This is a genomic window from Pseudonocardia ailaonensis, assembly GCF_039531635.1.
Lineage (GTDB): Bacteria > Actinomycetota > Actinomycetes > Mycobacteriales > Pseudonocardiaceae > Pseudonocardia > Pseudonocardia ailaonensis.
The window spans coordinates 125263-148473 of sequence record NZ_BAAAQK010000005.1; the positions used below are offsets into that span (position 1 = coordinate 125263).

Here is a 23211-nt window from a genome sequence, read left to right on the forward strand (position 1 = left end):
GTGGAAGGACGGACATGGCCAAGTACGCCAATCCCGGTGACGCGGAGAGCGTTGTCAGCTTCAAGCCGCGGTACGACCACTTCATCGGCGGCGAGTACGTGGCGCCCGTAAAGGGGCAGTACTTCGAGAACCCGACGCCCGTCACGGGTCAGACGTTCACCGAGGTCGCCCGGGGCACCGCGGAGGACGTCGAGAAGGCCCTCGACGCCGCGCACGCCGCGGCGCCGGCGTGGGGGAAGACCTCCGTCGCCGAGCGCGCGAACATCCTGAACAAGATCGCGGACCGGGTCGAGTCGAACCTCGAGCTCATCGCGATCGCCGAGTCGTGGGAGAACGGCAAGGCCTGCCGCGAGACCCTCGCGGCGGACATCCCGCTCGCGATCGACCACCTCCGCTACTTCGCGGGCGCCCTGCGCGCCCAGGAGGGCGGCATCTCGCAGATCGACGAGGACACGGTCGCCTACCACTTCCACGAGCCGCTGGGCGTGGTCGGGCAGATCATCCCGTGGAACTTCCCGATCCTCATGGCGATCTGGAAGCTCGCGCCCGCCCTCGCGGCCGGCAACGCGGTCGTCCTCAAGCCGGCGGAGCAGACCCCGGCGTCGATCCACGTGCTCAACGAGCTGGTCGCCGACCTGCTCCCGCCGGGCGTGCTGAACATCGTCAACGGCTTCGGCGTAGAGGCGGGCAAGCCGCTGGCCTCGAGCAACCGGATCCGCAAGATCGCGTTCACCGGTGAGACCACGACCGGCCGGCTCATCTCGCAGTACGCCAGCGAGAACCTGATCCCGGTCACCCTCGAGCTGGGTGGCAAGAGCCCGAACGTCTTCTTCGACGACGTGGCCGCGCAGAACGACGCGTTCTACGACAAGGCGCTCGAGGGCTTCGCGATGTTCGCCCTCAACCAGGGCGAGGTCTGCACCTGCCCGTCGCGCGCGCTGATCCAGGGCGGCATCTACGACGAGTTCCTCGAGCAGGCCGTCAAGCGGACCGAGCAGATCAAGCAGGGTCACCCGCTCGACACCGAGACGATGATCGGCGCCCAGGCCTCGAACGACCAGTTCGAGAAGATCCTGAGCTACATCGACATCGGCCGCCAGGAGGGCGCGCGCGTCCTCACCGGTGGCGACCGGGCCGACCTCGGCGGCGAGCTGTCGGGCGGCTACTACATCAACCCGACCGTGTTCGAGGGCAACAACGCGATGCGGATCTTCCAGGAGGAGATCTTCGGGCCGGTCGTCTCGGTCGCGCGGTTCAGCGACTACGACGACGCGATCAAGATCGCCAACGACACCCTGTACGGCCTGGGTGCCGCGGTCTGGTCCCGCGACGGCAACACGGCGTACCGCGCGGGCCGCGACATCCAGGCGGGTCGGGTGTGGGTGAACAACTACCACGCCTACCCGGCGCACGCGGCCTTCGGTGGCTACAAGCAGTCCGGCATCGGGCGCGAGAACCACAAGATGATGCTGGACCACTACCAGCAGACGAAGAACCTGCTGGTCAGCTACTCGCAGAACGCCCAGGGCTTCTTCTGATGGGTGACTCCGCCGCCGAGACAGTCGAGGTCCCGGGCTCCGGTACCGAGCGGGTCGCGCTGACCCCCGCGGCGGCGGAGCTGCTGGTGAAGCTGACCGACATCCACGGTCCGCTGATGTTCCACCAGTCGGGCGGGTGCTGTGACGGCAGTGCGCCGATGTGCTATCCCGACGGCGACTTCAAGCTGGGGGGTCAGGACGTCCACCTGGGCGACCTGACCGTCGAAGGCCTGGACAAGCCGATCGGGTTCCACATGTCGGCGAGCCAGTACGAGTACTGGAAGCACACCCATCTCACGGTGGACGTCGTGAAGGGCAGGGGGAGCGGATTCTCGGTCGAGGCGCCGGAAGGCGTGCGATTCCTGATCCGCAGCCGCCTGTTCACCGACGAGGAGTACGGGCGCCTCAAGTCCGAGCTGTAGCACCCCGTGAGTGGCGATAGTCGCTCTGGCGACTATCGCCACTCACGAGACCAGGGCGTCGAGTTCCCGCAAGGTGGACTCGGCGCCCGCTGCTATTCCGATGCCGCGACCGTGGCGGACCTCCGGCTCGCGGACGTTGATCCGGATCAGCGCGCCCGTCGCGGCCGTGGCCAGCTCGGCCTCCTTGCGGACCGTCGGGACCGCGGTGCCGGCCCCGATCTCGATCACCGCGAGCTCGCGCCGGTGCGCGCGGATCCACTCGTGCAGCCGCTGCAGGTCGGGGCCGGAGCGGGACGGGTCCCAGGACCAGTCCCCGAACATCAGGATGTTCGGCCTGGCCAGGGCCCCGCACGAGGGGCAGGCGGGCAGCGGGTCGCGCGCCCGCATCGTCTCCCCGTCGATCGCCGGGACCTCACCGGCCGGCCAGATCTCCTGCCCGCAGTCCGCGAGGCACTGCAGGTGGTGGATGGAGCCGTGCACCTCGGCGACCCGGTCGAAGCCGGCCTTCTGGAACTGTCCGTCGACATTCGAGGTGAACACCCGCGTGGGCCTCTCGGAAGCCCAGCGCCGCAGGATCCCGAAGCCGGCGTGCGGCACCGTCCGGCGGTACAGCTCGAGCCGGTGGCCGTAGAAACCCCAGGCCAGGGCCGGGTCGTCCGCGAAATGGACGGGATCGGCGAGCTCCTCGAACCGCAGGCCGAGGCGTTCGTAGGGCGGGTAGGCGCGCCAGAAACCCTCGGTGCCGCGGAAGTCCGGCAGCCCGGAGTCGACACCCATTCCGGCGCCCGCGCAGATCAGCATGGCGCCGGCGTCCCGGATCAGGCCGGCGGCGTCGTGGAGACTCATGAGCCGATGCTCGCTCCGCCCGGAGCCCGACGCCTCGTTCCGCACGCTCCTCTCAGAGCTCCACGACCTCGAACTCGAGCAGGTCGGCGCCGCTCGCGACCGGCCTGCCGCCCGCGTCCGGGGCGCGCGAGCCGGCGTGCGCCTCGACGGCCGGGCCGGAGCGCCAGGCCTCGAACGCCTCGTCCGACTCCCAGGTCGTGACGACGAAGTAGCGCTCCTCGCCCTTCACCGGGCGGAGCAGCTGGAAGCCGAGGAAGCCGGGCTGGTTGTCGACGGCGTGCTTGCGGCTCGCGAACCGCTTCTCGAGCTCCGGGCCCGCGTTCTCGGGCACGTGGATAGCGTTGATCTTCACGACGGCCATGGCCCCAACGTTAGCCTGGCGTCCGATGGAGGGGCGCAGATCGGTGCGGACGTCCGACGGGGTCTACCTCGCGGTCGTCGAGTTCGGCGGCGAGGGGCCGCCGATCCTGCTGCTCCACGGCCTGATGGGGCGGGCAACGACGTGGTGGTCGATCGCCCGCGCGCTGCGCCCGTACGGCCGCGTCCTGGGCCTCGACGCGCGGGGCCACGGCCGCTCGCAGGCCGCCGGCCCGTGGACGACGGACCGGATGGCGCGCGACGCCGAGGAGGTCCTCGCGAGGGTCGGCCCCGGGGTCGTGGTCGGGCACTCGATGGGTGGCCTGCACGCGCTCGCCCTGGCCGCGCGCAGGCCCGACCTCGTGCGCGCCGTCGTCGTCGAGGACATGGGGGTGGATCTCACCGGCCTGCCGGGTGATCCCGTCGGCGCCGCGACCGCCTGGTTCGGGGCGATGCCGCAGCCCTTCGCGTCCCGGGAGGCGGTGCGCCAGGCCTTCGGGCACCCGCGGATCGAGTTCGGCGACTACATGGCCGAGTGCGTCGACGAGCGTGCGGACGGCCTCCACCTGCTCACCCGGGTCCGGGACGCGAGCGCGATCGCCGCCGGGTGGGTCCGCGAGGCCCGCTGGGCGGACGTCGACGCGATCGGCTGCCCGGCCCTGCTGATCGAGGCGGAGGAGTCCGTGGTCCCGGAGGGCCAGATGGCGGAGATGGCGCGGCGGATCCCGCACGCGCGGCACGTGCGGCTGCCGGGTACGGGCCACCTGGTCCATGCCGACGAGGAGGCCTACCTGGCCGTCGTCGAACCGTTCCTGAAGTCCCCTCGTGAGTGGCGATAGTCGCTCCGGCGACGATCGCCACTCACGAGGGGTCAGGCGAAGAGGGGCTCCGACGTGCCGTCGCGGGTGTCGGCGATCTCCACGCCCTCGATCGCGGCGCGGACCGGGCGGATCGGGTGGAGCAGCGCGAAGGCCTCGGCGGGGCGCTCGTGGGCCAGCACGACGTGCGGCAGCCAGGCGCCCGGCAGGTACGAGCCGAAGGGCGACTTGACCTTGCCGGCCAGCGCGTCGTGGACCGCGCTGTGCACCGCGAGCAGCTCGGTGTCGACGATCGCGGAGAGCACGAGATCGTCGTCGTGCCCGGCGACCGAACCGAGCGTGGCCAGCCACAGCGACGGCAGGCTCAGGCTCATCAGCGCCTCGGTGAGCTCGACGCGGGCCAGCGCGGGGATCTGCGCGGCCGCGGCGAAGGTGACGGTCGGCAGCTCGGTGGGCACGCGGATGCCCTCCTTGCGCAGGATTTCGCGCAGCTCGACGACCCGGTCCTCCGCGGCCATGTCCAGCCGGAACCGCACGATCTGTGCCATCGAGCTCCTCGTACCCGTGACGCCTGAGGTCAGTCTGTCGTACCGGGGGTGGTTCCGCCCAGGGCGAAGTGCCCGTCGGCGGTCTGTTCGGCCAGGCCGTCCACCAGCAGCGAGTCCAGACAGCGGTCCCGTTGCGGCCCGTCGGACCACACCACGTCGAGTGCGGCCTTGGGCACGGGCGCCTCGGCCGCGCGTAGGACGTCGAGCAGCTTGCCGCGGACCTGGCGATCCGTGCCCGCGAAGCCCTGGACCGGCCGTCGGGGGCCCGTGTACTCGGGGCGCCCCGCGGCGATCCACGCGCAGTCCGCGTGCACCGGGCACGCGCCGCAGCGCGGGTTCCGTGCGACACAGATCACGGCGCCGAGCTCCATCAGGGCGGCCGAGACGACGGCGGCCGCGGAGTCGTCGCGCGGCAGCAGGGCGTCGACGTCGGCGAGATCGGCCTTGACGCGGGCGGGCCCGGCGTCGCCGGCACCGTGCACGGCCCGCGCCACCACCCGTCGCACATTGGTGTCGACGACCGGTGCGCGGCGCCCGTAGCCGAAGGCGACGACGGCCCGGGCGGTGTAGGAACCGATGCCCGGCAGAGCCTCCAGCTCCTCCACATCGGACGGGACGCGGTCGCCGTGCTGCGCGGCGATGGCGGCGGCGGCCTCGTGCAGGCGGGCCGCCCGGCGCGGGTAGCCGAGCTTGCCCCAGGCGCGCAGCACCTCGGGCCGGCTCGCGGCGGCGAGCGCCGACGGCACCGGCCACTCGGCCATCCACCGCTCCCAGACGGGTTCGACCCGGGCCACCGGTGTCTGCTGGAGCATGAACTCGCTCACCAGCACGCCCCAGGGCGTGGTGTCGGGGCGGCGCCACGGGAGGTCCCGGGCCTCGGCCCGGAACCAGTCCGCGGTGCGCTCGCCGAGCGGCGAGGTGGGCACGGTGCGGAGCGGGGCGGTCACCCTCGAGATCGTGCCATCGCCCGGCGGCGTGCCGCCCCACCGGGTGGGTGATCGCCCGATACGGTCCCCCACACCGGTACATCGCGCGCGCCGCGCCGAGCCGGTTCCCGCAACGTGTAGTAATCACGGCTCTACCCTGCGTGACATGTGGGAGCCGGTCGGACCGCTGCCCGCGCACGTCTACTGGAAACGGCGCTGGCTCGCGCTCGCCTCCGTGATCGCGTTCTTCGTGGTCGCGGGGTTCTCGCTCGCCGTCCTCACCGCCGGCCCCTCCGACCCCGGCCCCACGAACGAGGCCACCACACCGGTGGTCAACCGGACGGACCTGCCTCCCGGGTCCACCACCCCGTCGGTGCCCTCGGCCGGGCCGGCAGTGCCGTCGGCGGCGCCGTCGGCCGGACCGGCGCCGGACGCCACGGGGGCGGCGGGGACGACCACCCCGGTCTCCGGGACGTCCGACCCGGCGGCGCTCTCGGCCACCGGCATCCCGGCCGGCACCACGTCCCCCTCCGGCACACCCTCCGCGGGGGTGGAGGGCGGACCCGAGACCCCGCTGCAGCCGGACACCACGCCGCGCGTCCCCGTCGCGGTGCCGCCGACCTCCGCGGCGCCGCCGACCGGGCCGCCGGCCTGCACCAACGACATGATCGCGGTGTCCGCCGAGATCGACTCCCCGACGCACAAGGTGGGGGACCGGCCGCAGCTGCGCCTGGTCGTCGTCAACATCACGGGGCAGGCGTGCGTGCGGGACCTCGACGGGGCGTTGCAGGAGATCGTGGTGTGGGACCGGCCGGTGCAGAAGCGGCTCTGGTCGAGCAACGACTGCGTGAACCCGTCCACCCAGGACCTGCGCACGCTCGTCCCGGGGCAGCCCGTGGCCTTCGCGGTGACCTGGTCGGGGCTGTCGTCGGTGCCCGGCTGCACGGCGCCGCGCACCCGGATCCCCGCCGGCGACTACACCCTGCTCACCCGGGTCGCCGACAAGATCAGCGGCCCGACCTACTTCACCCTCACGCCGGCGTGAGCGTCAGCGCCTGATCCGGCTCAGCACCTGGGAGACGTCCGAGACCTCGGTGATCTTCATGCCGGAGTGCCCGGCGTCGCTGTCCGGCGGCACCAGCGCATGCGTGAACCCCAGCCGCGCGGCCTCGGCGAGCCGGCGGTCCACACCGGACACCCGTCGCACCTCGCCGGCCAGCCCGAGCTCGCCGAGCACGATCAGATCAGGCGGGAGCGCGACGTCGTTCTTCGCGCTCGCCACCGCCATCGCCAGGGCGAGGTCCGCGGCCGGCTCGGTGACCTTCATGCCGCCGACCGTCGCGGTGTAGACCTCGGAGTCCTGCAGCCGCACGCCGCCGCGCCGCTCCAGGATCGCGAGCAGCATCGCCACCCGGGAGCTGTCCAGCCCGGACACCGCCCGTCGCGGGGTGGGCATGTGCGAGGAGGCGACCAGGGCCTGGACCTCGGCGAGCAGCGGCCGCCGCCCGTCCATCACCACGGTGACGGCGGTGCCGGGCACCACCGAGGCCTGCGTGGCGCCGAAGCGGGCGAGGAACAGCCCGGACGGGTCGGGGAGCCCGACGATCCCGGAGTCCCGCAGCTCGAAGCAGCCCACCTCGTCCGCCGGCCCGAAGCGGTTCTTCACGCCGCGGACCATGCGCAGCGACGAGTGCTTGTCGCCCTCGAACGCGAGCACCACGTCGACCAGGTGCTCCAGTGCGCGGGGCCCGGCGATGTTGCCGTCCTTCGTCACGTGCCCGACGAGCAGGACGGGCAGGCCGCGCTCCTTGGCCAGCGCGGTGAGGGCGACCGTGACGGCCCGGGTCTGCGTGACGCCGCCGGGGGAGCCGTCGACCTCGGGGGAGGTCATCGTCTGCACCGAGTCGACGATCAGCAGCTCGGGGCGCAGCGCGTCGACGTGTCCGAGGATCGACGACAGGTCGGACTCGGCCGCGAGGTACAGCTTGTCGTGCAGGGCCCCGGTGCGCTCGGCCCGCAGGCGGACCTGCCCGGCCGACTCCTCGCCCGTCACGTAGAGGACGGTCCGGGCGACGGCGGCCTTGGCGGCCACCTCCAGCAGGAGCGTGGACTTGCCGACGCCGGGCTCACCGGCGAGCAGCACCACCGCGCCCGGCACAAGGCCGCCACCGAGGACGCGGTCCAGCTCGTCGACGCCCGAGGGGCGGGCCTTGGCCGAGTCGAGCTCGACCTCGGAGATCGGGCGGGCCGGGGTGCTGGGCGCGCCGGCCGCGACCCGCCGCCCCGGGGACGCGGTCGCGCGGGCGGGTTCGGCCTGCTCGGTGAGGGTGCCCCAGGCCTGGCAGCCGGGGCAGCGGCCGTTCCACTGCGCGGCGCGATGCCCGCACTCCGTGCAGGTGTAGGAGCTGCGGGTGCGGCTCCTCGGCGTCACGTGCGGATCGGGGTCACGTGCGGATCAGTGCCCGCCGCCCTCGGCGGGCTGGTCCTGACGCGGGGTGCTGGGCAGCGCGACCGGCAGGTCGACCTGGACGTTCCCGGCGTTGGCGAACGTGAGCGTGAGCGGGTACGTGCGGCCGGACAGGACGTCCTCCCGCAGGCCCGTGATCTCGATCGTGAACCGCTTGGTGCCCGGCACCGACGTCGAGCCCTGGTCGCCCGAGACCAGCGAGAGCTGCGGCGACAGGTTCTGCTCACCGGTCACGGTGACCGAGCCGGCGGGGCTGCTGGCCGAGAGCAGCCGGTCCGAGGTGTTCCCGGTGTTCACGATGGTCATCGCGACCGGCGCGGTGCCGCCGGTGCGGTAGGCCGCGCCGGAGTTCGTGACGCCCGCCGGGAAGGCGATCTCCGCGTTGCGGACGGCGACGAAGCCGGTGGTGCCGTTGGCCCCGCCGACGGCCGAGACCTGCAGGGAGGTCTGCGCGATCTGGCCGGCGCCGCAGCCCGCGAGGGCGAGCGCCGCGACGGCGACGCCACCGGCGGCCAGCAGACGGACGGTCCGTGACCCGCGGCGGGCGCGGGAACGCTCGGGGGTGACGATCGCGCGACTCACGGGTGCGGTCCTTCCTGACGGCCGGGTTTCCGCGTGCAGCCTAGTCGGCGGCACGCAGCAGGCGTGCACTCGGCTCGCATCCGTCACACGCGTGAGCCCCGACGGGCCTGCGCCTGCACGTTTTCCGCTGCTTGTCAACCCACTGACCTGCGACGATGGTCCCGCCCGACGTGAGGTCGGCGGGTCGGGCGTGTTAACCTGGGTGCAGCGAAAGGGGCCAGAGGACACATGGTTTTCAAGGTCGGAGAGACCGTCGTCTACCCGCACCACGGTGCCGCTCTCATCGAGGCGATCGAGACTAGGACGATCAAGGGCGAGGAGCGCAAGTACCTCGTCCTGAAGGTCGCCCAGGGTGACTTGACGGTCCGCGTTCCCGCCGATAACGCCGAGGTCGTGGGCGTTCGCGATGTCGTGGGCCAGGAGGGGCTGGACAAGGTGTTCGAGGTGCTCCGCACCCCGCACACCGAGGAGCCCACCAACTGGTCGCGCCGGTACAAGGCGAACCTGGAGAAGCTGGCGTCGGGAGACGTCAACAAGGTCGCAGAGGTCGTGCGCGACCTCTGGCGGCGCGAGAAGGACCGCGGCCTGTCCGCGGGCGAGAAGCGCATGCTGGCGAAGGCTCGCCAGATCCTGGTCAGCGAGCTCGCGCTGGCCGAGGGCACCGACGAAGAGCGGGCCGAGGCCCTGCTCGACGAGGTGCTCGCCACCACCAACGCGTGAGCGTCGCGGCGGTCGTCCCGGCCGCCGGATCGGGGACACGGCTCGGAGCCGCGCTCCCGAAGGCTTTCGTGCCGCTGGCCGGCGTGCCCATCGTGGTACGTGCGGTCGGCGGGTTGCTCGACTCGGGTGCGGTCGACGAGGTCGTCGTCGCCGTGCCCGGGGACCTGCTGGATCGTGCCCGCGAGCTGTTCGTGGGGCGCCCGGTGCGGGTGCTCGCCGGCGGTGGCGAGCGCACGGCGTCGGTACGCCTCGCGCTCGAGCTCCTGTGCGGTTCCCACGGCGGTGAACGACCGTCGGGCCCGGCAGGTGACGGGCCTCCCGAGGTCGTACTCGTGCACGACGCGGCCCGCCCGCTCACCCCGCCCGCGCTGATCGCATCGGTGGTCGCCGCGGTGCGGGCCGGGCATCCCGCCGTCGTGCCCGCGCTCCCGCTCGCGGACACCGTCAAGCAGGTCTGCGAGGGCGCCGTCGAGCGAACCGTGGACCGGTCCGAGCTGCGCGCGGTCCAGACCCCGCAGGGCTTCGCGTACGAGACCCTGCGCCGGGCCTACGAGAAGGCAGGCGACAGCGGGGACACGGCGACGGACGACGCCGGGCTCGTCGAGCGGCTCGGTGAACCGGTCGTCACGGTGCCCGGGGACCCCGCGGCCTTCAAGGTGACCACGGCGTGGGACCTGCGGATCGCCGAGCTGCTGCTGGAGGGGTCGTGAGAACGGGAATCGGTACGGACGTCCATCCCGTCGAGGTGGGGCGGCCCTGCTGGATCGCCGGGCTCTGGTGGGAGGGTGTCGACGGCTGCGCCGGGCACTCGGACGGCGACGTCGCGAGCCACGCGCTGTGCGACGCCCTGCTCTCCGCCGCCGGCCTGGGCGACCTCGGCGCGGTCTTCGGCACCGGCCGTCCGGAGTGGTCCGGGGCCAGCGGGGTCGCGCTCCTCGGCGAGGTCCGACGGCTGCTCGCCGAGGAGGGCTGGACGGTCGCGAACGCCGCCGTCCAGGTCATCGGCAACCACCCGAGGATCGGCACCCGCCGGGACGAGGCGCAGAAGGTGCTGTCCGAGGCGGTGGGCGGCCCGGTGTCGGTCTCGGGCACCACCACGGACGGCCTCGGTCTCACCGGCCGGGGCGAGGGCATCGCCGCGATCGCAACAGCCCTCCTCACCCACCCCTGACCCCGCGTCATGGATCCATAACGCGATCTTTCGGGCCTCCGGAGCGCGTTATGGATCCATAACGCGCTCACCGGAGGGCGGCGGCGATCTCCTCCTCGGTCAGGTCGCCGCGTTTGGCGATCATCCACTGGTGGCCGAAGGGGTCCGTCAGTCTGCCGCCGCGCTCGCCGTAGTCGTGGTCGGCGATCGGGAAGCGGACCGTCGCGCCGCCCGCCTCCATGGCCTTGCCCACCGCGTCGGGGTCGCTCACGTAGAGGGCGAGGATCGCCGAGCCGCCCCCGTCCGGCGGTGCGGCGTCGTACTCGTCGCCGTCCTTGACCGCCCAGACGGCCTCCCCGGCGCGCAGCAGCGCGTGCACCACGGCCCCGTCCGGCGTCGCGTACCGCTCGACGAGCTCCGCGCCGAAGGCCGTGCGGTAGAACTCGATCGCCTCGTCGGCCCCGCGGACGGGGAGCCTCGGGTAGAGCTGCTCGATGCCTGTCATGCCGCACAGCGTGCCCGGGCGACCGCCCGGCGTCTTGGACGAATGTGACGTGGCCCCTGCGCGGCCCGTGTACCAGCGCTTCCGTACCCTGGGCTGGTGAGCGTCCGACTCTTCGACACCGCGACCAGGAAGCAGCGGGACTTCGTCCCCCTGCGCAGCGGAGCCGTGTCGATGTACGTCTGTGGCGCCACCGTCCAGGGGCTGCCGCACATCGGGCACGTCCGCAGCTCCCTGAACTACGACGTGCTGCGCCGCTGGCTCACCCGCGAGGGGTTCGACGTCACGCTCGTCCGCAACGTCACGGACATCGACGACAAGATCCTCCGCAAGGCGGGTGAGGCCGGTCGTCCGTGGTGGGAGTGGGCGGCCACGCACGAGCGCGCCTTCACCGCGGCGTACGACGCGCTGGGCTGCCTGCCCGCGTCGATCGAGCCGCGGGCGACCGGGCACGTCACGCAGATGACCACCTACATCGAGCGGCTGATCGCGGGCGGCCACGCGTACGCCGCGGGTGGGGACGTCTACTTCGCGGTGCGCACCTTCCCGCGCTACGGCGAGCTGTCCGGCCAGCGGGTCGACGACGTGGCACAGGGCGAGGGCGAGCTCCCCGGCAAGCGGGACCCGCTGGACTTCACGCTGTGGAAGGCCGCCAAGCCGGGCGAGCCCAGCTGGCCCACGCCGTGGGGCGCGGGGCGACCGGGCTGGCACCTCGAGTGCTCGGCCATGGCCACGACGTACCTCGGCCCGGAGTTCGACCTCCACGGCGGCGGCCTGGACCTCGTCTTCCCGCACCACGAGAACGAGCGTGCCCAGTCCATGGCGGCGGGGGACCCGTTCGCGCGGTACTGGCTGCACAACGCCTGGGTCACCATGGGCGGCGAGAAGATGTCGAAGTCGCTCGGCAACACGCTGTCGATCGAGGCGCTGCTGCAGCGCGTCCGCGGCGTCGAGCTGCGCTACTACCTCGTCGGGCCGCACTACCGCTCGTCCATCGAGTACTCCGATGCGGCGCTGTCCGAGGCGGTCGCCGCGTTCCGCCGGATCGAGTCGTTCCTCGGCCGGGTCGGCGAGCGGGTCGGTGCACCGGGCGTCGCGGAGCAGGTGCCGGCGGAGTTCGCCGCCGCGATGAACGACGACCTGGGCACCCCGGGCGCGCTCGCCGTCGTCCACAACACCGTCCGCGAAGGCAACGCGGCGCTCGACGCGGGCAGCCGCAAGGCCGCCCTCGCCGCGGCGGAGTCGGTGCGCGCGATGACCGCGGTGCTGGGCGTGGACCCCCTGGACCCGCACTGGCGCACGAGCGCCGGGGACGAGGCCGCTCTCGGCGCGCTCTCCGTGCTGGTCCAGGAGCTGCTCGAGCGTCGCCAGGCGGCGCGCAAGGCCAAGGACTTCGCGGAGGCGGACGCCGTGCGCGACCGGCTGCTGGCCGCGGGCATCAGCGTCGAGGACGGCGCCGACGGCCCGACCTGGTCGCTCAAGAACAACTAGCTGAGACGGGATCATGGCCGGCAACTCCAAGCGCCGCGGTGCGGTGCGCAAGGAAGGCACGAAGAAGGGCGCCGTCACGGGCTCGGGCGGCCAGCGCCGCCGCGGGCTGGAGGGCAAGGGCCCGACCCCGCCCGCGTCCGCCCGCAAGGGGCACCCCGCGCAGCGCCGCGCCGCGGCCAAGGACCGGCGCGTCACGGCCGGGCAGAACCGGCGCCCGCAGGACGGGGACGGCCCCGAGACCGTGCTGGGCCGCAACCCGGTGGTGGAGTGCCTGCGGGCCGGTGTGCCGGCCACGGCGCTGCGGGTCGCGATCGGTGCGACGAGCGACGAGCGGGTCGCGGAGTCCGTGCACCTCGCCGCGGACCTGGGCCTGGCGATCCTCGAGGTCGAGCGCAACGAGCTGGACCGGATCTCCGGCGGCGCGCTGCACCAGGGCATCGCCCTGCAGATCCCGCCCTACGAGTACGCCCACCCGGACGACCTGCTCCAGGCCGCGTCCGACACCGGCCGGCCGCCGCTGATCGTCGCGCTCGACGGCGTCACGGACCCGCGGAACCTCGGGGCGGTCGTGCGGTCGGTCAGCGCGTTCGGCGGGCACGGCGTCGTCGTGCCGCAGCGGCGCTCCGCGGGCATGACCGCCGTCGCGTGGCGGACGTCCGCGGGTACGGCCGCACGGCTGCCCGTCGCCCGGGCCACCAACCTCACCCGGACCCTGCGCGAGTACGCCCAGACCGGGCTGATGATCGCGGGCCTGGACGCCGAGGGCGACGTCTCGCTGGACGAGTTCGACCTGGCCACGGACCCCCTGGTGATCGTCACGGGCTCGGAGGGCAAGGGCCTGTCCCGGCTCGTCCGCGAGACCTGCGACGTCACGGTGTCGATCCCGATGGCCGGCCCGGTCGAGTCCCTCAACGCCTCGGTCGCCACCGGCGTGGTGCTCGCCGAGATCGCCCGGCGCCGCCGCCTCCAGGCCTGACCCCTGTGAGTGGCAATAGTCGCTATGGCGACTATTGCCACTCACGAGGTTCGTAGCTGTCCCCGAGCCCGGCCGATGCCGCGGCAGACCAGGTACGCGACGAACGCGATGGTCGCCACGTAGCCCGACACCGGGAGTCCCGGGGCGAGGCTGAGCAGGGTGCCGCCGAGCAGCGAGACCTCCGCGATCCCGATCGCGAGCAGGGTCGCGGCCATCGGGCTCGCCGTGACCCGTGCCGCGGCGGCGCCGGGGATGATCGTCACCGCCAGCACCAGGATCGCCCCGACGATCGGGACGGCCAGCGCCGTCGTGAGCGCCACGAGCACGGCGAACAGCGGCGACAGCACCCGCGCGGGCACCCCCCGCGCCGAGGCGACGTCCGGGTCCGCGCTGGCGAACAGCAGCGGCCGGTAGATCACCGCGAGCGTCGCCAGCACCACGATCGTCACGCTGACGAGAACCCAGATGTTCGAGCTGTCCACCGACACGATCGAGCCCGTGAGCAGCCCGAACTTGTTCGACGCCCTCCCGGAGTACAGCGAGAGCAGCAGGACGCCCAGGCCGAGCCCGAAGGCGAGCACCACGCCGATCACGGAGTCCCGCTCGCGCTGGCGCAGCCCGAGTACACCGAACACCAGCCCGGCGATCACCGCCCCGACCACCGCGCCGACGCTCACCGAGATCCCGGCGAGCAGCGCCGCGGCGCCGCCGGTGAAGGCCAGCTCCGCGGTGCCGTGCACGGCGAAGCCCATCCCGCGCGCCACGATCAGCGGTGCGAGCGCGCCCGCGACCAGCCCGAGCAGCGCGGCGGCGACGAACGCGTTCTGCACGAAGGACAGCGAGAGCAGGTCGCCGAGGCCGGCGAAGGAGAAGATCCGGTCCATCAGGCCAGCGCCTCGTGGTGCGCGTGCTGGTCCTCGACGCCGACGACGACGAGCCGGTCCTGCACCCGCAGCACGTCGACGTCCGTGCGGTACAGCTCGGAGAGCACCTCGGAGCGCATGACCTCGTCCGGGGTGCCGATCCGGAACCGGCCGTCGACGAGGTAGAGGATCCGGTCCACCAGCGGCAGGATCGGGTTGATCTCGTGGGTCACGAAGACCACGGCCGTCGCGGCGTTGCGCCGCCGCTCGTCGATCAGATGGCTGACGGTCCGCTGGTGGGCGAGGTCGAGGGAGAGCAGCGGCTCGTCGCAGAGCAGCACGGAGGGATCGCCGACCAGTGCCTGGGCGACCCGCAGCCGTTGCTGCTCGCCGCCCGACAGCCGCCCGGCGGGGGCGCCCGCGAACTCCGACGCGCCGACCGCGGCGAGCGCCTCGGCGACCCGGCGCCGGCGCACGGCGCGTCCGCGCAGGCCCAGGCCGTAGCGGTGGCCGTCGAACCCGAGCCCGACGAGGTCGGCGCCGCGCAGCGGCAGGTCCTCGGCGAGCGCCTTCTGCTGCGGGATGTACCCGACGTCCCCGGCCCCGCGCCGCACGGGCGCGCCGCCGATCCGGGCCTCGCCGGCGTCGAGCTCCTGCAGGCCGAGCAGCACGCGCAGCAACGTCGTCTTCCCCGAGCCGTTGGGGCCGAGGACCGCCAGGAACTCGCCCGGCGCGACCTCGAGGTCCAGGCTCTCCCACAGCACGCGCCGCCCGAAGGCCACCCGCGCGCCCCGCAGGGCGACGGCAGGCGTGGTGGTCATCGCCCCATTCTTCATGCCGCGCTGTTCAGGGCTCCCGCCAGGGCGTCGAGCTGCGCCGACTGCCAGGCGACGTAGGAGGTGACGCCGGCCGGCAGGGTCTCGCTCACCGCGACGACGGGCACCCCGGCGGCCTTGGCCGCGTTCTCCACCTGCGTGGTCGACGGGCTCTCGGTCTGGCTGTTGGCGACGAGTGCCTTGACCCCCGGGAAGATCGCGAGGGTCTGGGCGAGCACGGCCGCGGGCGGGTCGTTGCCCTCCTCCACGGCCTCGCTGAACGCCTCGGGCGTCACGTTCTGCAGGCCCGCGGCCTCGGTCAGGTAGAGCGGCACCGGCTCGGTCACGGCGATCCGCTGGCCGTCGTGGGCCGCCTTGATGGCGGCGATCTTCTGCTGCAGGCCGTCGAGGTCGGTGCCGAAGCGCTGGGCGTTGGCGGTGAAGGTCGCGGCGTCGGCGGGGGAGGCGGCGGCGAGGTCCTTCGCGATCTCCGCGGCCACCGTGCGGACGGTCCCCAGGTCGTACCAGACGTGCTCGTTGAACTCGGTCTCGCCGGGCTTCCGCAGCCCGGAGAGGGCGACGGCGTCGATCACCACGGGCTTCGTCCCGGTCGAGTCGACGATCTTGGTGGCGAAGTCGTCGTACCCACCGCCGTTGACCACGACGAGCGTGGCCCGCGCGACCGCCGCCGCGTCGGCCGGGGTGGACTCGTACTCGTGGGGGTCGGCGTTCGGGCCGTCGATCAGCGACCTGACCTCCACCCGGTCGCCGCCGACCGCGGCGACGATCGAGCCGTAGACGTCCGTGGAGGCGACGACGGCGATCTTGTCGCCGGCCGCGGCCGCCGGGGTGGTGGTGGCGCCCGACGAGCAGGCCGCGAGCAGCAGGGTCGCCGCGCCCGCGAGGACGGCGATCGGGAGGCGGGGGTTCATGCGTGCGTGCTCCGTATCAGCGTGTGCGCATATTTGTATTGAAAACCGTTGTCAGTTCACTCTAGCGGGTGGTCGGGGTACGGCCTACCGGGGTCGCGTCACATCCGGCTACCGTTCGAGGAATGACCGGCCCGCCCCACGTGCGTCGCCCGGCGACGCTCGCGTCGCTCGCGGCGGAACTGGGTGTCTCCCGCACCACCGTCTCCAACGCGTACAACCGGCCGGACCAGCTCTCGGCGCCCCTGCGGGAGAAGGTGCTCGAGGCCGCGCGCCGGCTCGGCTACCCGGGCCCGGACCCGGTCGCGCGGTCGCTGCGCACCCGTCGCGCGGGCGCCGTGGGGCTGCTGCTCACCGAAGCGCTCTCGTACGCCTTCCGGGACCCGGTGGCCACCGGCTTCCTCGAAGGTCTCGCCCTGGCCTGCGAGCAGGCGGGCCAGGGGCTGCTGCTCGTCCCCGTCAGCCCCGAGCACGCGGACGTCGCGGCGGTGCACCAGGCCGGTGTGGACGGGTTCGTCGTCTACTCCGTGAGCGAGGACGACCCGCATTTCCGCGCGGTGCTGGAACGCCCGGTGCCCACCGTGGTGTGCGACCAGCCGGTCGGCGTCGAGGGCGTGGACCGCGTGAGCGTCGACGACCGGGAGGGCATGCGCGCGCTCGGCCGCCACCTCACCTCGCTGGGGCACCGCCGGATCGGCGTCCTCTGCATGCGCCTGGGCCCGCACCGCTACGACGGCCGCGCGGACATCCCCCGCCAGGAGGCCAGCTCCTACCCGGTGCAGCGGGAACGGCTGGGCGGGGTCCGGGACGCGTTCGCCGAGGCCGGCGTGGACTGGTCCACCGTCCCGGTGTACGAGCGCTACGACCACAGCCCGGAGGCCGGGGCGACCGCCGCGGCCGAGCTGCTCGCCGCCCATCCCGAGGTCACGGCCCTGGTCTGCACGTCGGACGTCCTGGCCATCGGGGCCCTCCAGCACGCGGCGGAGGCCCGGATCGAGGTCCCCGGCCGGCTGACGATCACCGGGTTCGACGGCGTCCCCGAGGCCGAGCGCGTGGGCCTCACCACCGTGCGCCAGCCCGTCCGCCGCAAGGGTCAGGTCGCGGGCGAGCTGCTCCTCGAACGCGGCGAACGCAACCGCCCCACGCTGATCGTCCTGCCCACCGAGCTCGTCGTCCGCGACACCAGCGGCCCCGCCGTCCCCGTGGAGCGCTTCTTCTCGGGCTGGTGAGTGCCCCCGCCCCGGACGGGGGCGGGATGACTCACGACCCCGGTCGGCCCGGGCCGATCCGAGCCGCGGCCAGCGAGGCGAGCACCCGGGCGAGCGCGGCGGGATCGGCGACGTGGAACGCGGCCGCGGTCGGCCCGTCGCCGACCTTCACCCCCACGTCCCCCTCCCGCAGCCGGGTGAACACGCTCTCGTCCGTCACGTCGTCCCCGGCGAAGAACACCGCGTCCGCGCCGAGCCGTTCGCGCAGCGCGTCGACCGCGATCCCCTTGCTGACCTGCAACACGGCGAGGTCGATCACGGCCTTGCCCTCGGTCGGGTCGACGCCCTCCCAGGTCGCCGGCCCGGCGCGGACTGCGTCGAGCACCCGGGCGCCGACCTCCGGCGCGGCGTTGCGCACGTGCACCGCCACCCCCGCCGGCTTGTGCTCCAGCGCCACGCCCGGCTCGCCCTCCACCAGGTCGACGAGCGCGAGCGTCAGCTTCTCCTTGAGCGCCTGCTGCTCGTCGTCGAGCAGGTCGGCGGCGCCGGACGCCAGGCCGGGGCCGTACTCGCCGCCGTGGCTGCCCACCATCCGCACCGGCTCGGCGAAGCCCGAGACCTCGGCGAGGTCCGCGAGCCCGCGGCCGGACACCAGCACCACGGTCGTCCCCGGTGCGGAGGCCAGCGCCCGGACCGCGGCGGCGGCCTCGGGCAGCGGCCGCGCATCCGACGGCACGGGGACGATCGGGGCCAGCGCGCCGTCGAAGTCGAGGGCCACGAGCAGCGTCCCGGTGAGGCCCGCGAGGGCCTCCTCGAGGCTCACGTGTCCATCCCCAGCGCCTCGAGGAACGACCGGGCCCAGCGGTCGACGTCGTGCGTCATGACCTGTTTGCGCAGCGTGCGCATCCGTTTGCGGCCCTCCTCGGGCGCCATCGTGAGCGCCGCGTAGAGCGTGTTCTTGACGCCGTCCGTGTCGTGCGGGTTGACCAGCAGCGCACTGGTCAGCTCGACGGCCGCCCCGGCGAACTCGGACAGGACGAGGACGCCGCCGTTGTCGTGCCGACAGGCCACGTACTCCTTGGCGACGAGGTTCATCCCGTCCCGCAGCGGCGTCACCAGCATGACGTCGGCGGCCAGGAAGAACGCCGCCAGCTCGTCGCGTGGCAGCGACTGGTGGAGGTAGTGGACGGCCGGGTGGCCGACGTGGGCGTACTCGCCGTTGATCCGCCCGACCGACATCTCGATGTCGTCGCGCATCCGCTGGTAGAGCTCGACGCGCTCCCGGCTCGGCGTCGCGAGCTGGATCATGACGGCGTCCTCGACCTGCACGCGGTGCTCGGTCAGCAGCTCGTGGAAGGCGCGCAGCCGCACGTCGATGCCCTTGGTGTAGTCGAGCCGGTCGACGCCCAGGATGATCTTCTTCGGGTTGCCGAGGTCCTCGCGGATCTGCGCGGCCCGCTTCCCGACCTCGTCGGTGCGGGAGAGCGCGTCGAGCTGCGCGGAGTCGATGGAGATCGGGAAGGCCCCGAGCTTGACGGTGCGGCGCCCGACGGTCAGCTCGTTGCGGCTGCGCACGGGCCCGGCGTTCGCGATGTGCGTCGCCAGCCAGCGGAAGTTCCGGACCCCGCCCGCGGTGTGGAAGCCGATCACGTCCGCACCGAGCAGGCCCTCGACGATCGCGGACCGCCACGGCAGCTGCATGAACAGCTCGGTGGGCGGGAACGGGATGTGCAGGAAGAAGCCGATCTTGAGGTCCGGCCGCAGCTCGCGGAGCATCCCCGGCATGAGCTGCAGCTGGTAGTCCTGGATCCACACCGTCGCGCCGTCGGCGGCGACCTTCGCGGTGTGGTCGGCGAAGCGCTGGTTGACCGCCACGTAGGCCTGCCACCAGTGCCGGTGGAAGGCCGGCGGGGCGACGACGTCGTGGTAGAGCGGCCAGAGCGTCCCGTTGGAGAAGCCCTCGTAGTAGTTCTCGACCTCGGCCGCCGTCAGGTTGACCGGGTGCAGCTGCAGGCCGTCCTCGACCAGGGGGGCGACGTCGTCGACGTCCGGGATGCCGGGCCAGCCGATCCACGCGCCGTCCCGGGCCCGCAGCATCGGCTCCAGCGCCGTGACCAGGCCGCCGGGGCTGCGCTTCCAGCGGCGGCCGCCGTCCGGCAGCTTCTCGAGGTCGACGGGCAGCCGGTTGGCCACGACGACGAAATCGGGCGGGGGAAGCTCGGACGTGCTGCTGCGGGTCACGGGTGATCCTCCTGCGCCGGTGCTGCCCGCGACCCTACTGACCGGAGGGCGGGTTCGCGGGCTGCGAGGACCCCTCGGTGACGGTCGCCGCACTCCCGCTCCGGCGCCGGGGGCCGGTGACGAACTCGCCGAACGTCACCCCCGCGGCCAGCGCGAGGCCCGTCGCCAGGGCCAGGGTCACGGTCGCGAGCCCTTCGGAGAGCCCCTCGACGGCGAGCTGGTAGAAGCCGCGGTACGCCGTGAGACCCGGCAGCAGCGGCGTGATGCCGGCGAGCGTCACGACCAGCGACGGCACCTGCGACGTGCGCCGCAGCAGGCCCGCCCCGGCGCCGACGACGATCGCCGCGATCCCCGTCGCCGCGATCGCCCCGATCCCGACGTACGAGTTCAGCCCGCTGTACACGCCCCAGCCGATCGCCCCGGCCATCGCCGCGACGGCCAGCGACCGCAGCGGCGCGTACCCCGCCAGCGCGTATCCGGCCGCACCCACGGCACCGAGGACGACGGACAACCCGAACCGGCCCGCGCTGACGGACACGGTGCCCGCCACGTCGAGCGCGACGCCCACGGTGAACCCGAACTTCAGCCCCAGCACCACGCCGACCAGCAGCCCCGCGGACAGCAGCGCGACCTCCGCGACCCGGCCCGCCGACGTCACGTAGTAGCCGGAGATCGCGTCCTGCACCGTGCCGACCACGGACAGCCCGGACAGCAGCACCGTGATGCTCGCCGCCACCACCAGCGACGGCCGGGTACCCGGCGGCAGCACGCCCGTCGCGAACAGCCCGATGGTGACGGTCGTGGCCAGCAGACCCCCCACGACCTGCAGGAAGAAGGCCGGCAGGCCCCACCGGGACAGCAGCCGCCCCACCCGGTCGATCGCACCGGTCACGAGGAACGCGGTGACGGCCGTGACCGCCCCGCCGCCGAGCAGCACCGCGACCGCGCCGGCCAGCAGGCCCCACCCGGCGGTCGCGGTCCAGCGCGGGTACGGATGGCGCCGCTCGATCGCCTCGGTCAGCCTCGGCGAGGCCCGCCGCAGGTCCGTCCGCCCGGCCTCCAGGTCCTCGACGACGGCGTCGACCGCCCCGAGCCTGGTCAGGTCCAGAGTGCGGTAGCGGACCAGCCGCATCGAGGTCACGGGCGAGGCGACGTTGCCGCGGTGGCAGCAGATCGTGATGGAGGTGAAGGTGATGTCGACGTCCACCGCCGGCAACCCGCACGCCTCCGCGAGCCGCAACATCAGATCGGTGACCACGGCGACGCTCTCCCCGCTGGAGAGCTGCACCTCCCCGACCCGCATGCAGAAGTCGAGCACCTCCTGCACCCGCGCGTCGTCCGGCACCTCGGGCCCGACCATGAGCATGGGCAGCGTCGGCGGCCCCGGGGAGAGCAGCTTCCGGGCATCGCGGCGCAGCGTCGCCCGCAGCCGGTTCGCCAGCCGCTCCGCGGGGTTCAGCTCGTCCACCACGGTGTCAGGCTGCCATCGCCCGGCCGCTGCCGGAGGACGGGGTGGAGGCCCTTTAGGATGACGCCCACGCCGGTGTAGCTCAGTGGTAGAGCAACCGCCTTGTAAGCGGTAGGTCGTCGGTTCGATCCCGACCTCCGGCTCCACACCCCTCTGACCAGGGGGAACGCTACCGCACCCCTTCCGAGGGGGCGGACGGTAGGTCTGAAGACCTACCGCCTATCGATCCTCTCGACCCGTGTCCTCCCTGCGGTCCGGGCACTCAGCCCTCCCTCTGAGCTACACCGGCTGTACTTCAGCCCCCGGGACTGAAGCCACTTCTCGGCGGCCTCCACCCCGCCGATCTCTGCGGCGTCCAGAAGGTCAGCGACGTCGTCGCGGATGGCCTCCCAGGTCTCGGCCGGAAGAGCTAGCTGATCCTCACCACCCATGTCCGTCTCCACGATCTCTTCGTCGGATTCCTCACGGCCGACACCGGCCCACTCCCTCAACCCTCTGCTGTACGTGACCGTTTTTTTCCGAGCGATGCGGCTTCCCAGAGCCACCACAGTTCGATGGACTCGGCCTCCCCCTGGCAGGCATCGGCCAGGATCTCGAACGCCGAACGGCTGTTCCCTCGACCCTCTTCGTGTGGGTGCTGGTCACCTCGAAAGCGGCTTTGCTGACGTACTCGGCCACCTGCTCGATGCTGTCGGCCGTGAGGACGATCGGGCGCATATCCAGCCCGCCCTTGTCCGCGATGGCGGAGAAGCCCTTGCGGGTGAGAGCACGTTCCCAGCGCTCGAAGGCGCGGTAGCCCGCCTCCTCCATCAGGTCCCGGGACAACCGGTCCTCGAACACGATCACGGCGTGGACGTCTAGGTGATGCCCCGTCTCGGGGCTGTGGGTGTACTCGGTCGTCCTGATCCATCCCCGGATGCCGAAGACCTCCTGATCCTTCACCCAACCGCGACCAGAGGTCACCGAGCCCCAGGCGGCCGACAGAGCCGCCCACATGTCCCTCAGCGTGTCCTTCCTCGAATGCCTCATCGTGAGTGTCAGAAGCCCTGCACTGCCCTGGGAACGCTCTACAGCCGTCAGTACCTCAGCGACGTCGGAGGCGCGCCTACCGGCGATCCTGCGGGCGCACACGGGGCACGCCCAGGGAGATCCACAAGCCATCAGACCGGCCACGCCCGCCCGGCGACCCTCAGCCGTCTCAGACAGCCTCAGCACGGGACCACCCTCGGGGTTGACCGGCACTCGGCCGCACGCCTTCAGGCGGTCAAGCCCGGTGAAGCTCTGGAGGCGACGGCGCATCACGAAGGCGTCCCGGCGGCTCCCTCGGCGCCGCGTCCGATAGCTAACAGTTCCACGCGGTTGGTCCGGTCAGCCGAAGCCCGGATGACGACCAGCGGGCCGATGCCGCCTGGCTCGCATGGTTGTCCGCTTCGATATCCCTTCGCCGGATGACTTCCGGCCGTGGCACTCAGGGCACACGGGGCGGAGATTGTCCTGAGAGTGGTCCGGCCTTGGCCGGATGTGGTCCACCTGAGTAGCCCGTTCCGTACAGACGCCAGGGAGGGCCAGGAGGCAGCGCCGACCATTCAGCCGGAAGCATTCGGCACGGATGGCGTGCCAGTCCGAGGGAAGCCGATCCTTGCGATCGGACGTAGACCAGCCCACTGATGAACCCTCCTGTCAGGGGTGAGTTGTTGTTCGCCCCCTACCGGCCGGCGTGGGGGAGCTCCGGGTATCCACCTTGGAGAACGCTCCAGGGGTGTTGTGGGGGACCGACAGAGAGATCCCGGGCTTCCAGCCCCAGACCCCGGGCCTCACTCCGGAGGTAGCCCCCGCTTCCCCCATCGTTCCGGCCCACGAGGGCTAGCACGACCGCGGCAGGCCCCGCACGGTTGGCGTATCGGCCGCCGGTCCCGCTCGGAGGTGCGGGACCTACCGCGCCCGTGCCAGGGCTTCACCGCCGAAACGACGGAGGAAGCTCTTCAGCCGGTAACACAACATTGTGACTTCCCGACCACTAGAAGTGACATCCCCGCAGCAGTGGCGCCCCTCGCCACAGCCGACGCGCCATGAGCAGCGTCCTGCCGTTCCTGACGGCCAGCCCTACATTTACGGCTACCAGCAGCAGCAAAGCCCGGCACCGCAGCCGATGTACGCGCCACCAAATATCAACGTCACGGTCTCGCCTACAATGAATCAGACCATGAATGTTGGCGGTACGCGCCGCCGCCACGGATTCTGGTTCCACGCATTCATGACGGTAATCACCGGCGGATTCTGGATCTTTATCGGACCCATCCTTGCGATGCGCCGTCGACGCTAGGTCTCAGGCGTGACGGGGAGC

The 23211-nt window shown here is 72.6% G+C and carries 26 protein-coding genes and 1 tRNA gene; 11 read left to right on the forward strand and 16 right to left on the reverse strand.

What is annotated here, in order from left to right:
* Nucleotides 1-14: 14 nt before the first annotated feature.
* Nucleotides 15-1538, forward strand: coding sequence for an aldehyde dehydrogenase (gene adh / locus ABD324_RS09160; RefSeq protein ID WP_344414525.1), 1524 nt, complete (start codon nt 15-17; stop codon nt 1536-1538).
* On the forward strand, nt 1538-1960 hold the full coding sequence (locus tag ABD324_RS09165) for a DUF779 domain-containing protein (protein ID WP_344414526.1): 423 nt from the start codon (nt 1538-1540) through the stop codon (nt 1958-1960). The genes adh and ABD324_RS09165 overlap by 1 nt, the downstream gene beginning before the upstream one ends.
* A 42-nt stretch (nt 1961-2002) precedes the next feature.
* Here ABD324_RS09165 and ABD324_RS09170 read toward each other — a convergent pair whose 3' ends face one another.
* On the reverse strand, nt 2003-2806 hold the full coding sequence (locus ABD324_RS09170) for an SIR2 family NAD-dependent protein deacylase (protein ID WP_344414529.1): 804 nt from the start codon (nt 2804-2806) through the stop codon (nt 2003-2005).
* Between the two features lie 52 nt (nt 2807-2858).
* Entirely contained in the window at nt 2859-3167 is a 309-nt protein-coding gene (locus tag ABD324_RS09175) for an antibiotic biosynthesis monooxygenase family protein (RefSeq protein ID WP_344414531.1), read from the reverse strand.
* 25 nt (nt 3168-3192) lie between these two features.
* On the opposite strand from ABD324_RS09175, the gene ABD324_RS09180 reads away from it, so the two are divergent.
* Nucleotides 3193-4002 carry an alpha/beta fold hydrolase gene (locus ABD324_RS09180; RefSeq protein WP_344414533.1) on the forward strand — a complete coding sequence of 270 codons (810 nt, stop codon included), beginning with the start codon at nt 3193-3195 and terminating at the stop codon, nt 4000-4002.
* A 32-nt stretch (nt 4003-4034) separates the two neighbouring features.
* Here the strand turns inward: ABD324_RS09180 and ABD324_RS09185 are convergent, their stop codons facing one another.
* Together ABD324_RS09185 and ABD324_RS09190 are read right to left on the reverse strand one after the other, a co-directional pair.
* Complete coding sequence (locus ABD324_RS09185) at nt 4035-4529, reverse strand: 2'-5' RNA ligase family protein (RefSeq protein WP_344414534.1); 495 nt, start codon at nt 4527-4529, stop codon at nt 4035-4037.
* 29 nt (nt 4530-4558) lie between these two features.
* Entirely contained in the window at nt 4559-5476 is a 918-nt protein-coding gene (locus ABD324_RS09190; RefSeq protein ID WP_425565770.1) for an HhH-GPD family protein, read from the reverse strand.
* A 145-nt stretch (nt 5477-5621) separates the two neighbouring features.
* Here ABD324_RS09190 and ABD324_RS09195 point away from each other — a divergent pair, with 145 nt between their 5' ends.
* Entirely contained in the window at nt 5622-6500 is an 879-nt protein-coding gene (locus ABD324_RS09195; protein ID WP_344414535.1) for a hypothetical protein, read from the forward strand.
* Nucleotides 6501-6503: 3 nt separating this feature from the next.
* On the opposite strand, the gene radA is transcribed toward ABD324_RS09195, so the two are convergent.
* The gene (gene radA, locus ABD324_RS09200; RefSeq protein WP_344414538.1) at nt 6504-7886 is read right to left on the reverse strand and encodes a DNA repair protein RadA; all 1383 of its coding nucleotides are present in this window, start codon (nt 7884-7886) and stop codon (nt 6504-6506) included.
* A gap of 24 nt (nt 7887-7910) precedes the next feature.
* A complete protein-coding gene (locus ABD324_RS09205; protein ID WP_344414539.1) occupies nt 7911-8504 on the reverse strand; it encodes a copper chaperone PCu(A)C domain-containing protein in 594 nt (197 codons plus the stop codon).
* Between the two features lie 228 nt (nt 8505-8732).
* Here ABD324_RS09205 and ABD324_RS09210 point away from each other — a divergent pair, with 228 nt between their 5' ends.
* The 3 genes from ABD324_RS09210 to ispF are packed head-to-tail and all read left to right on the forward strand — an operon-like array spanning nt 8733 to nt 10395.
* Nucleotides 8733-9224, forward strand: a complete 492-nt coding sequence (locus tag ABD324_RS09210) for a CarD family transcriptional regulator (protein ID WP_344414541.1) — start codon at nt 8733-8735, stop codon at nt 9222-9224.
* On the forward strand, nt 9221-9934 hold the full coding sequence (gene ispD / locus ABD324_RS09215) for a 2-C-methyl-D-erythritol 4-phosphate cytidylyltransferase (protein WP_344414543.1): 714 nt from the start codon (nt 9221-9223) through the stop codon (nt 9932-9934). The genes ABD324_RS09210 and ispD overlap by 4 nt, the downstream gene beginning before the upstream one ends.
* A complete protein-coding gene (ispF, locus tag ABD324_RS09220; RefSeq protein WP_344414545.1) occupies nt 9931-10395 on the forward strand; it encodes a 2-C-methyl-D-erythritol 2,4-cyclodiphosphate synthase in 465 nt (154 codons plus the stop codon). The genes ispD and ispF overlap by 4 nt, the downstream gene beginning before the upstream one ends.
* Nucleotides 10396-10462: 67 nt before the next feature.
* Here ispF and ABD324_RS09225 read toward each other — a convergent pair whose 3' ends face one another.
* Nucleotides 10463-10879 carry a VOC family protein gene (locus tag ABD324_RS09225; RefSeq protein ID WP_344414547.1) on the reverse strand — a complete coding sequence of 139 codons (417 nt, stop codon included), beginning with the start codon at nt 10877-10879 and terminating at the stop codon, nt 10463-10465.
* 96 nt (nt 10880-10975) lie between these two features.
* On the opposite strand from ABD324_RS09225, the gene cysS reads away from it, so the two are divergent.
* Together cysS and rlmB are read left to right on the forward strand one after the other, a co-directional pair.
* Complete coding sequence (cysS, locus tag ABD324_RS09230) at nt 10976-12367, forward strand: cysteine--tRNA ligase (protein WP_344414549.1); 1392 nt, start codon at nt 10976-10978, stop codon at nt 12365-12367.
* A 13-nt stretch (nt 12368-12380) separates the two neighbouring features.
* On the forward strand, nt 12381-13343 hold the full coding sequence (gene rlmB / locus ABD324_RS09235) for a 23S rRNA (guanosine(2251)-2'-O)-methyltransferase RlmB (RefSeq protein ID WP_344414551.1): 963 nt from the start codon (nt 12381-12383) through the stop codon (nt 13341-13343).
* A 41-nt stretch (nt 13344-13384) separates the two neighbouring features.
* Here the strand turns inward: rlmB and ABD324_RS09240 are convergent, their stop codons facing one another.
* The 3 genes from ABD324_RS09240 to ABD324_RS09250 are packed head-to-tail and all read right to left on the reverse strand — an operon-like array spanning nt 13385 to nt 15953.
* Nucleotides 13385-14227, reverse strand: coding sequence for a metal ABC transporter permease (locus tag ABD324_RS09240; RefSeq protein WP_344414552.1), 843 nt, complete (start codon nt 14225-14227; stop codon nt 13385-13387).
* Nucleotides 14227-15027 carry a metal ABC transporter ATP-binding protein gene (locus tag ABD324_RS09245; RefSeq protein WP_344414554.1) on the reverse strand — a complete coding sequence of 267 codons (801 nt, stop codon included), beginning with the start codon at nt 15025-15027 and terminating at the stop codon, nt 14227-14229. The genes ABD324_RS09240 and ABD324_RS09245 overlap by 1 nt, the downstream gene beginning before the upstream one ends.
* Nucleotides 15028-15038: 11 nt before the next feature.
* Nucleotides 15039-15953, reverse strand: a complete 915-nt coding sequence (locus ABD324_RS09250) for a metal ABC transporter solute-binding protein, Zn/Mn family (RefSeq protein WP_344414556.1) — start codon at nt 15951-15953, stop codon at nt 15039-15041.
* 122 nt (nt 15954-16075) lie between these two features.
* On the opposite strand from ABD324_RS09250, the gene ABD324_RS09255 reads away from it, so the two are divergent.
* Nucleotides 16076-17179, forward strand: coding sequence for a LacI family DNA-binding transcriptional regulator (locus ABD324_RS09255; protein WP_344414558.1), 1104 nt, complete (start codon nt 16076-16078; stop codon nt 17177-17179).
* A 31-nt stretch (nt 17180-17210) separates the two neighbouring features.
* On the opposite strand, the gene otsB is transcribed toward ABD324_RS09255, so the two are convergent.
* Genes otsB through ABD324_RS09270 form a run of 3 tightly spaced genes read right to left on the reverse strand, consistent with a single transcriptional unit; the run spans nt 17211 to nt 20870 of the window.
* A complete protein-coding gene (gene otsB, locus ABD324_RS09260; protein ID WP_344414560.1) occupies nt 17211-17981 on the reverse strand; it encodes a trehalose-phosphatase in 771 nt (256 codons plus the stop codon).
* Nucleotides 17978-19399 (reverse strand): alpha,alpha-trehalose-phosphate synthase (UDP-forming), encoded by a 1422-nt coding sequence (locus ABD324_RS09265; RefSeq protein WP_344414562.1) that lies wholly within the window; start codon nt 19397-19399, stop codon nt 17978-17980. Before ABD324_RS09265 ends, otsB begins: the two co-directional genes overlap by 4 nt.
* A gap of 34 nt (nt 19400-19433) precedes the next feature.
* Nucleotides 19434-20870: a threonine/serine exporter family protein gene (locus ABD324_RS09270; protein ID WP_344414565.1), complete on the reverse strand. Its 1437-nt coding sequence runs from the start codon at nt 20868-20870 to the stop codon at nt 19434-19436.
* 68 nt (nt 20871-20938) lie between these two features.
* On the opposite strand from ABD324_RS09270, the gene ABD324_RS09275 reads away from it, so the two are divergent.
* Nucleotides 20939-21013 (forward strand) — tRNA-Thr (locus tag ABD324_RS09275).
* Between the two features lie 66 nt (nt 21014-21079).
* Here ABD324_RS09275 and ABD324_RS09280 read toward each other — a convergent pair.
* The 3 genes from ABD324_RS09280 to ABD324_RS37155 form a co-directional block, all read right to left on the reverse strand.
* On the reverse strand, nt 21080-21358 hold the full coding sequence (locus ABD324_RS09280; RefSeq protein WP_344414567.1) for a hypothetical protein: 279 nt from the start codon (nt 21356-21358) through the stop codon (nt 21080-21082).
* Nucleotides 21330-22082: a protein rep gene (locus ABD324_RS09285; protein ID WP_344414569.1), complete on the reverse strand. Its 753-nt coding sequence runs from the start codon at nt 22080-22082 to the stop codon at nt 21330-21332. The genes ABD324_RS09280 and ABD324_RS09285 overlap by 29 nt, the downstream gene beginning before the upstream one ends.
* A 153-nt stretch (nt 22083-22235) precedes the next feature.
* Nucleotides 22236-22532 carry an HNH endonuclease signature motif containing protein gene (locus ABD324_RS37155; RefSeq protein ID WP_425565772.1) on the reverse strand — a complete coding sequence of 99 codons (297 nt, stop codon included), beginning with the start codon at nt 22530-22532 and terminating at the stop codon, nt 22236-22238.
* Between the last annotated feature and the right edge of the window lie 679 nt (nt 22533-23211).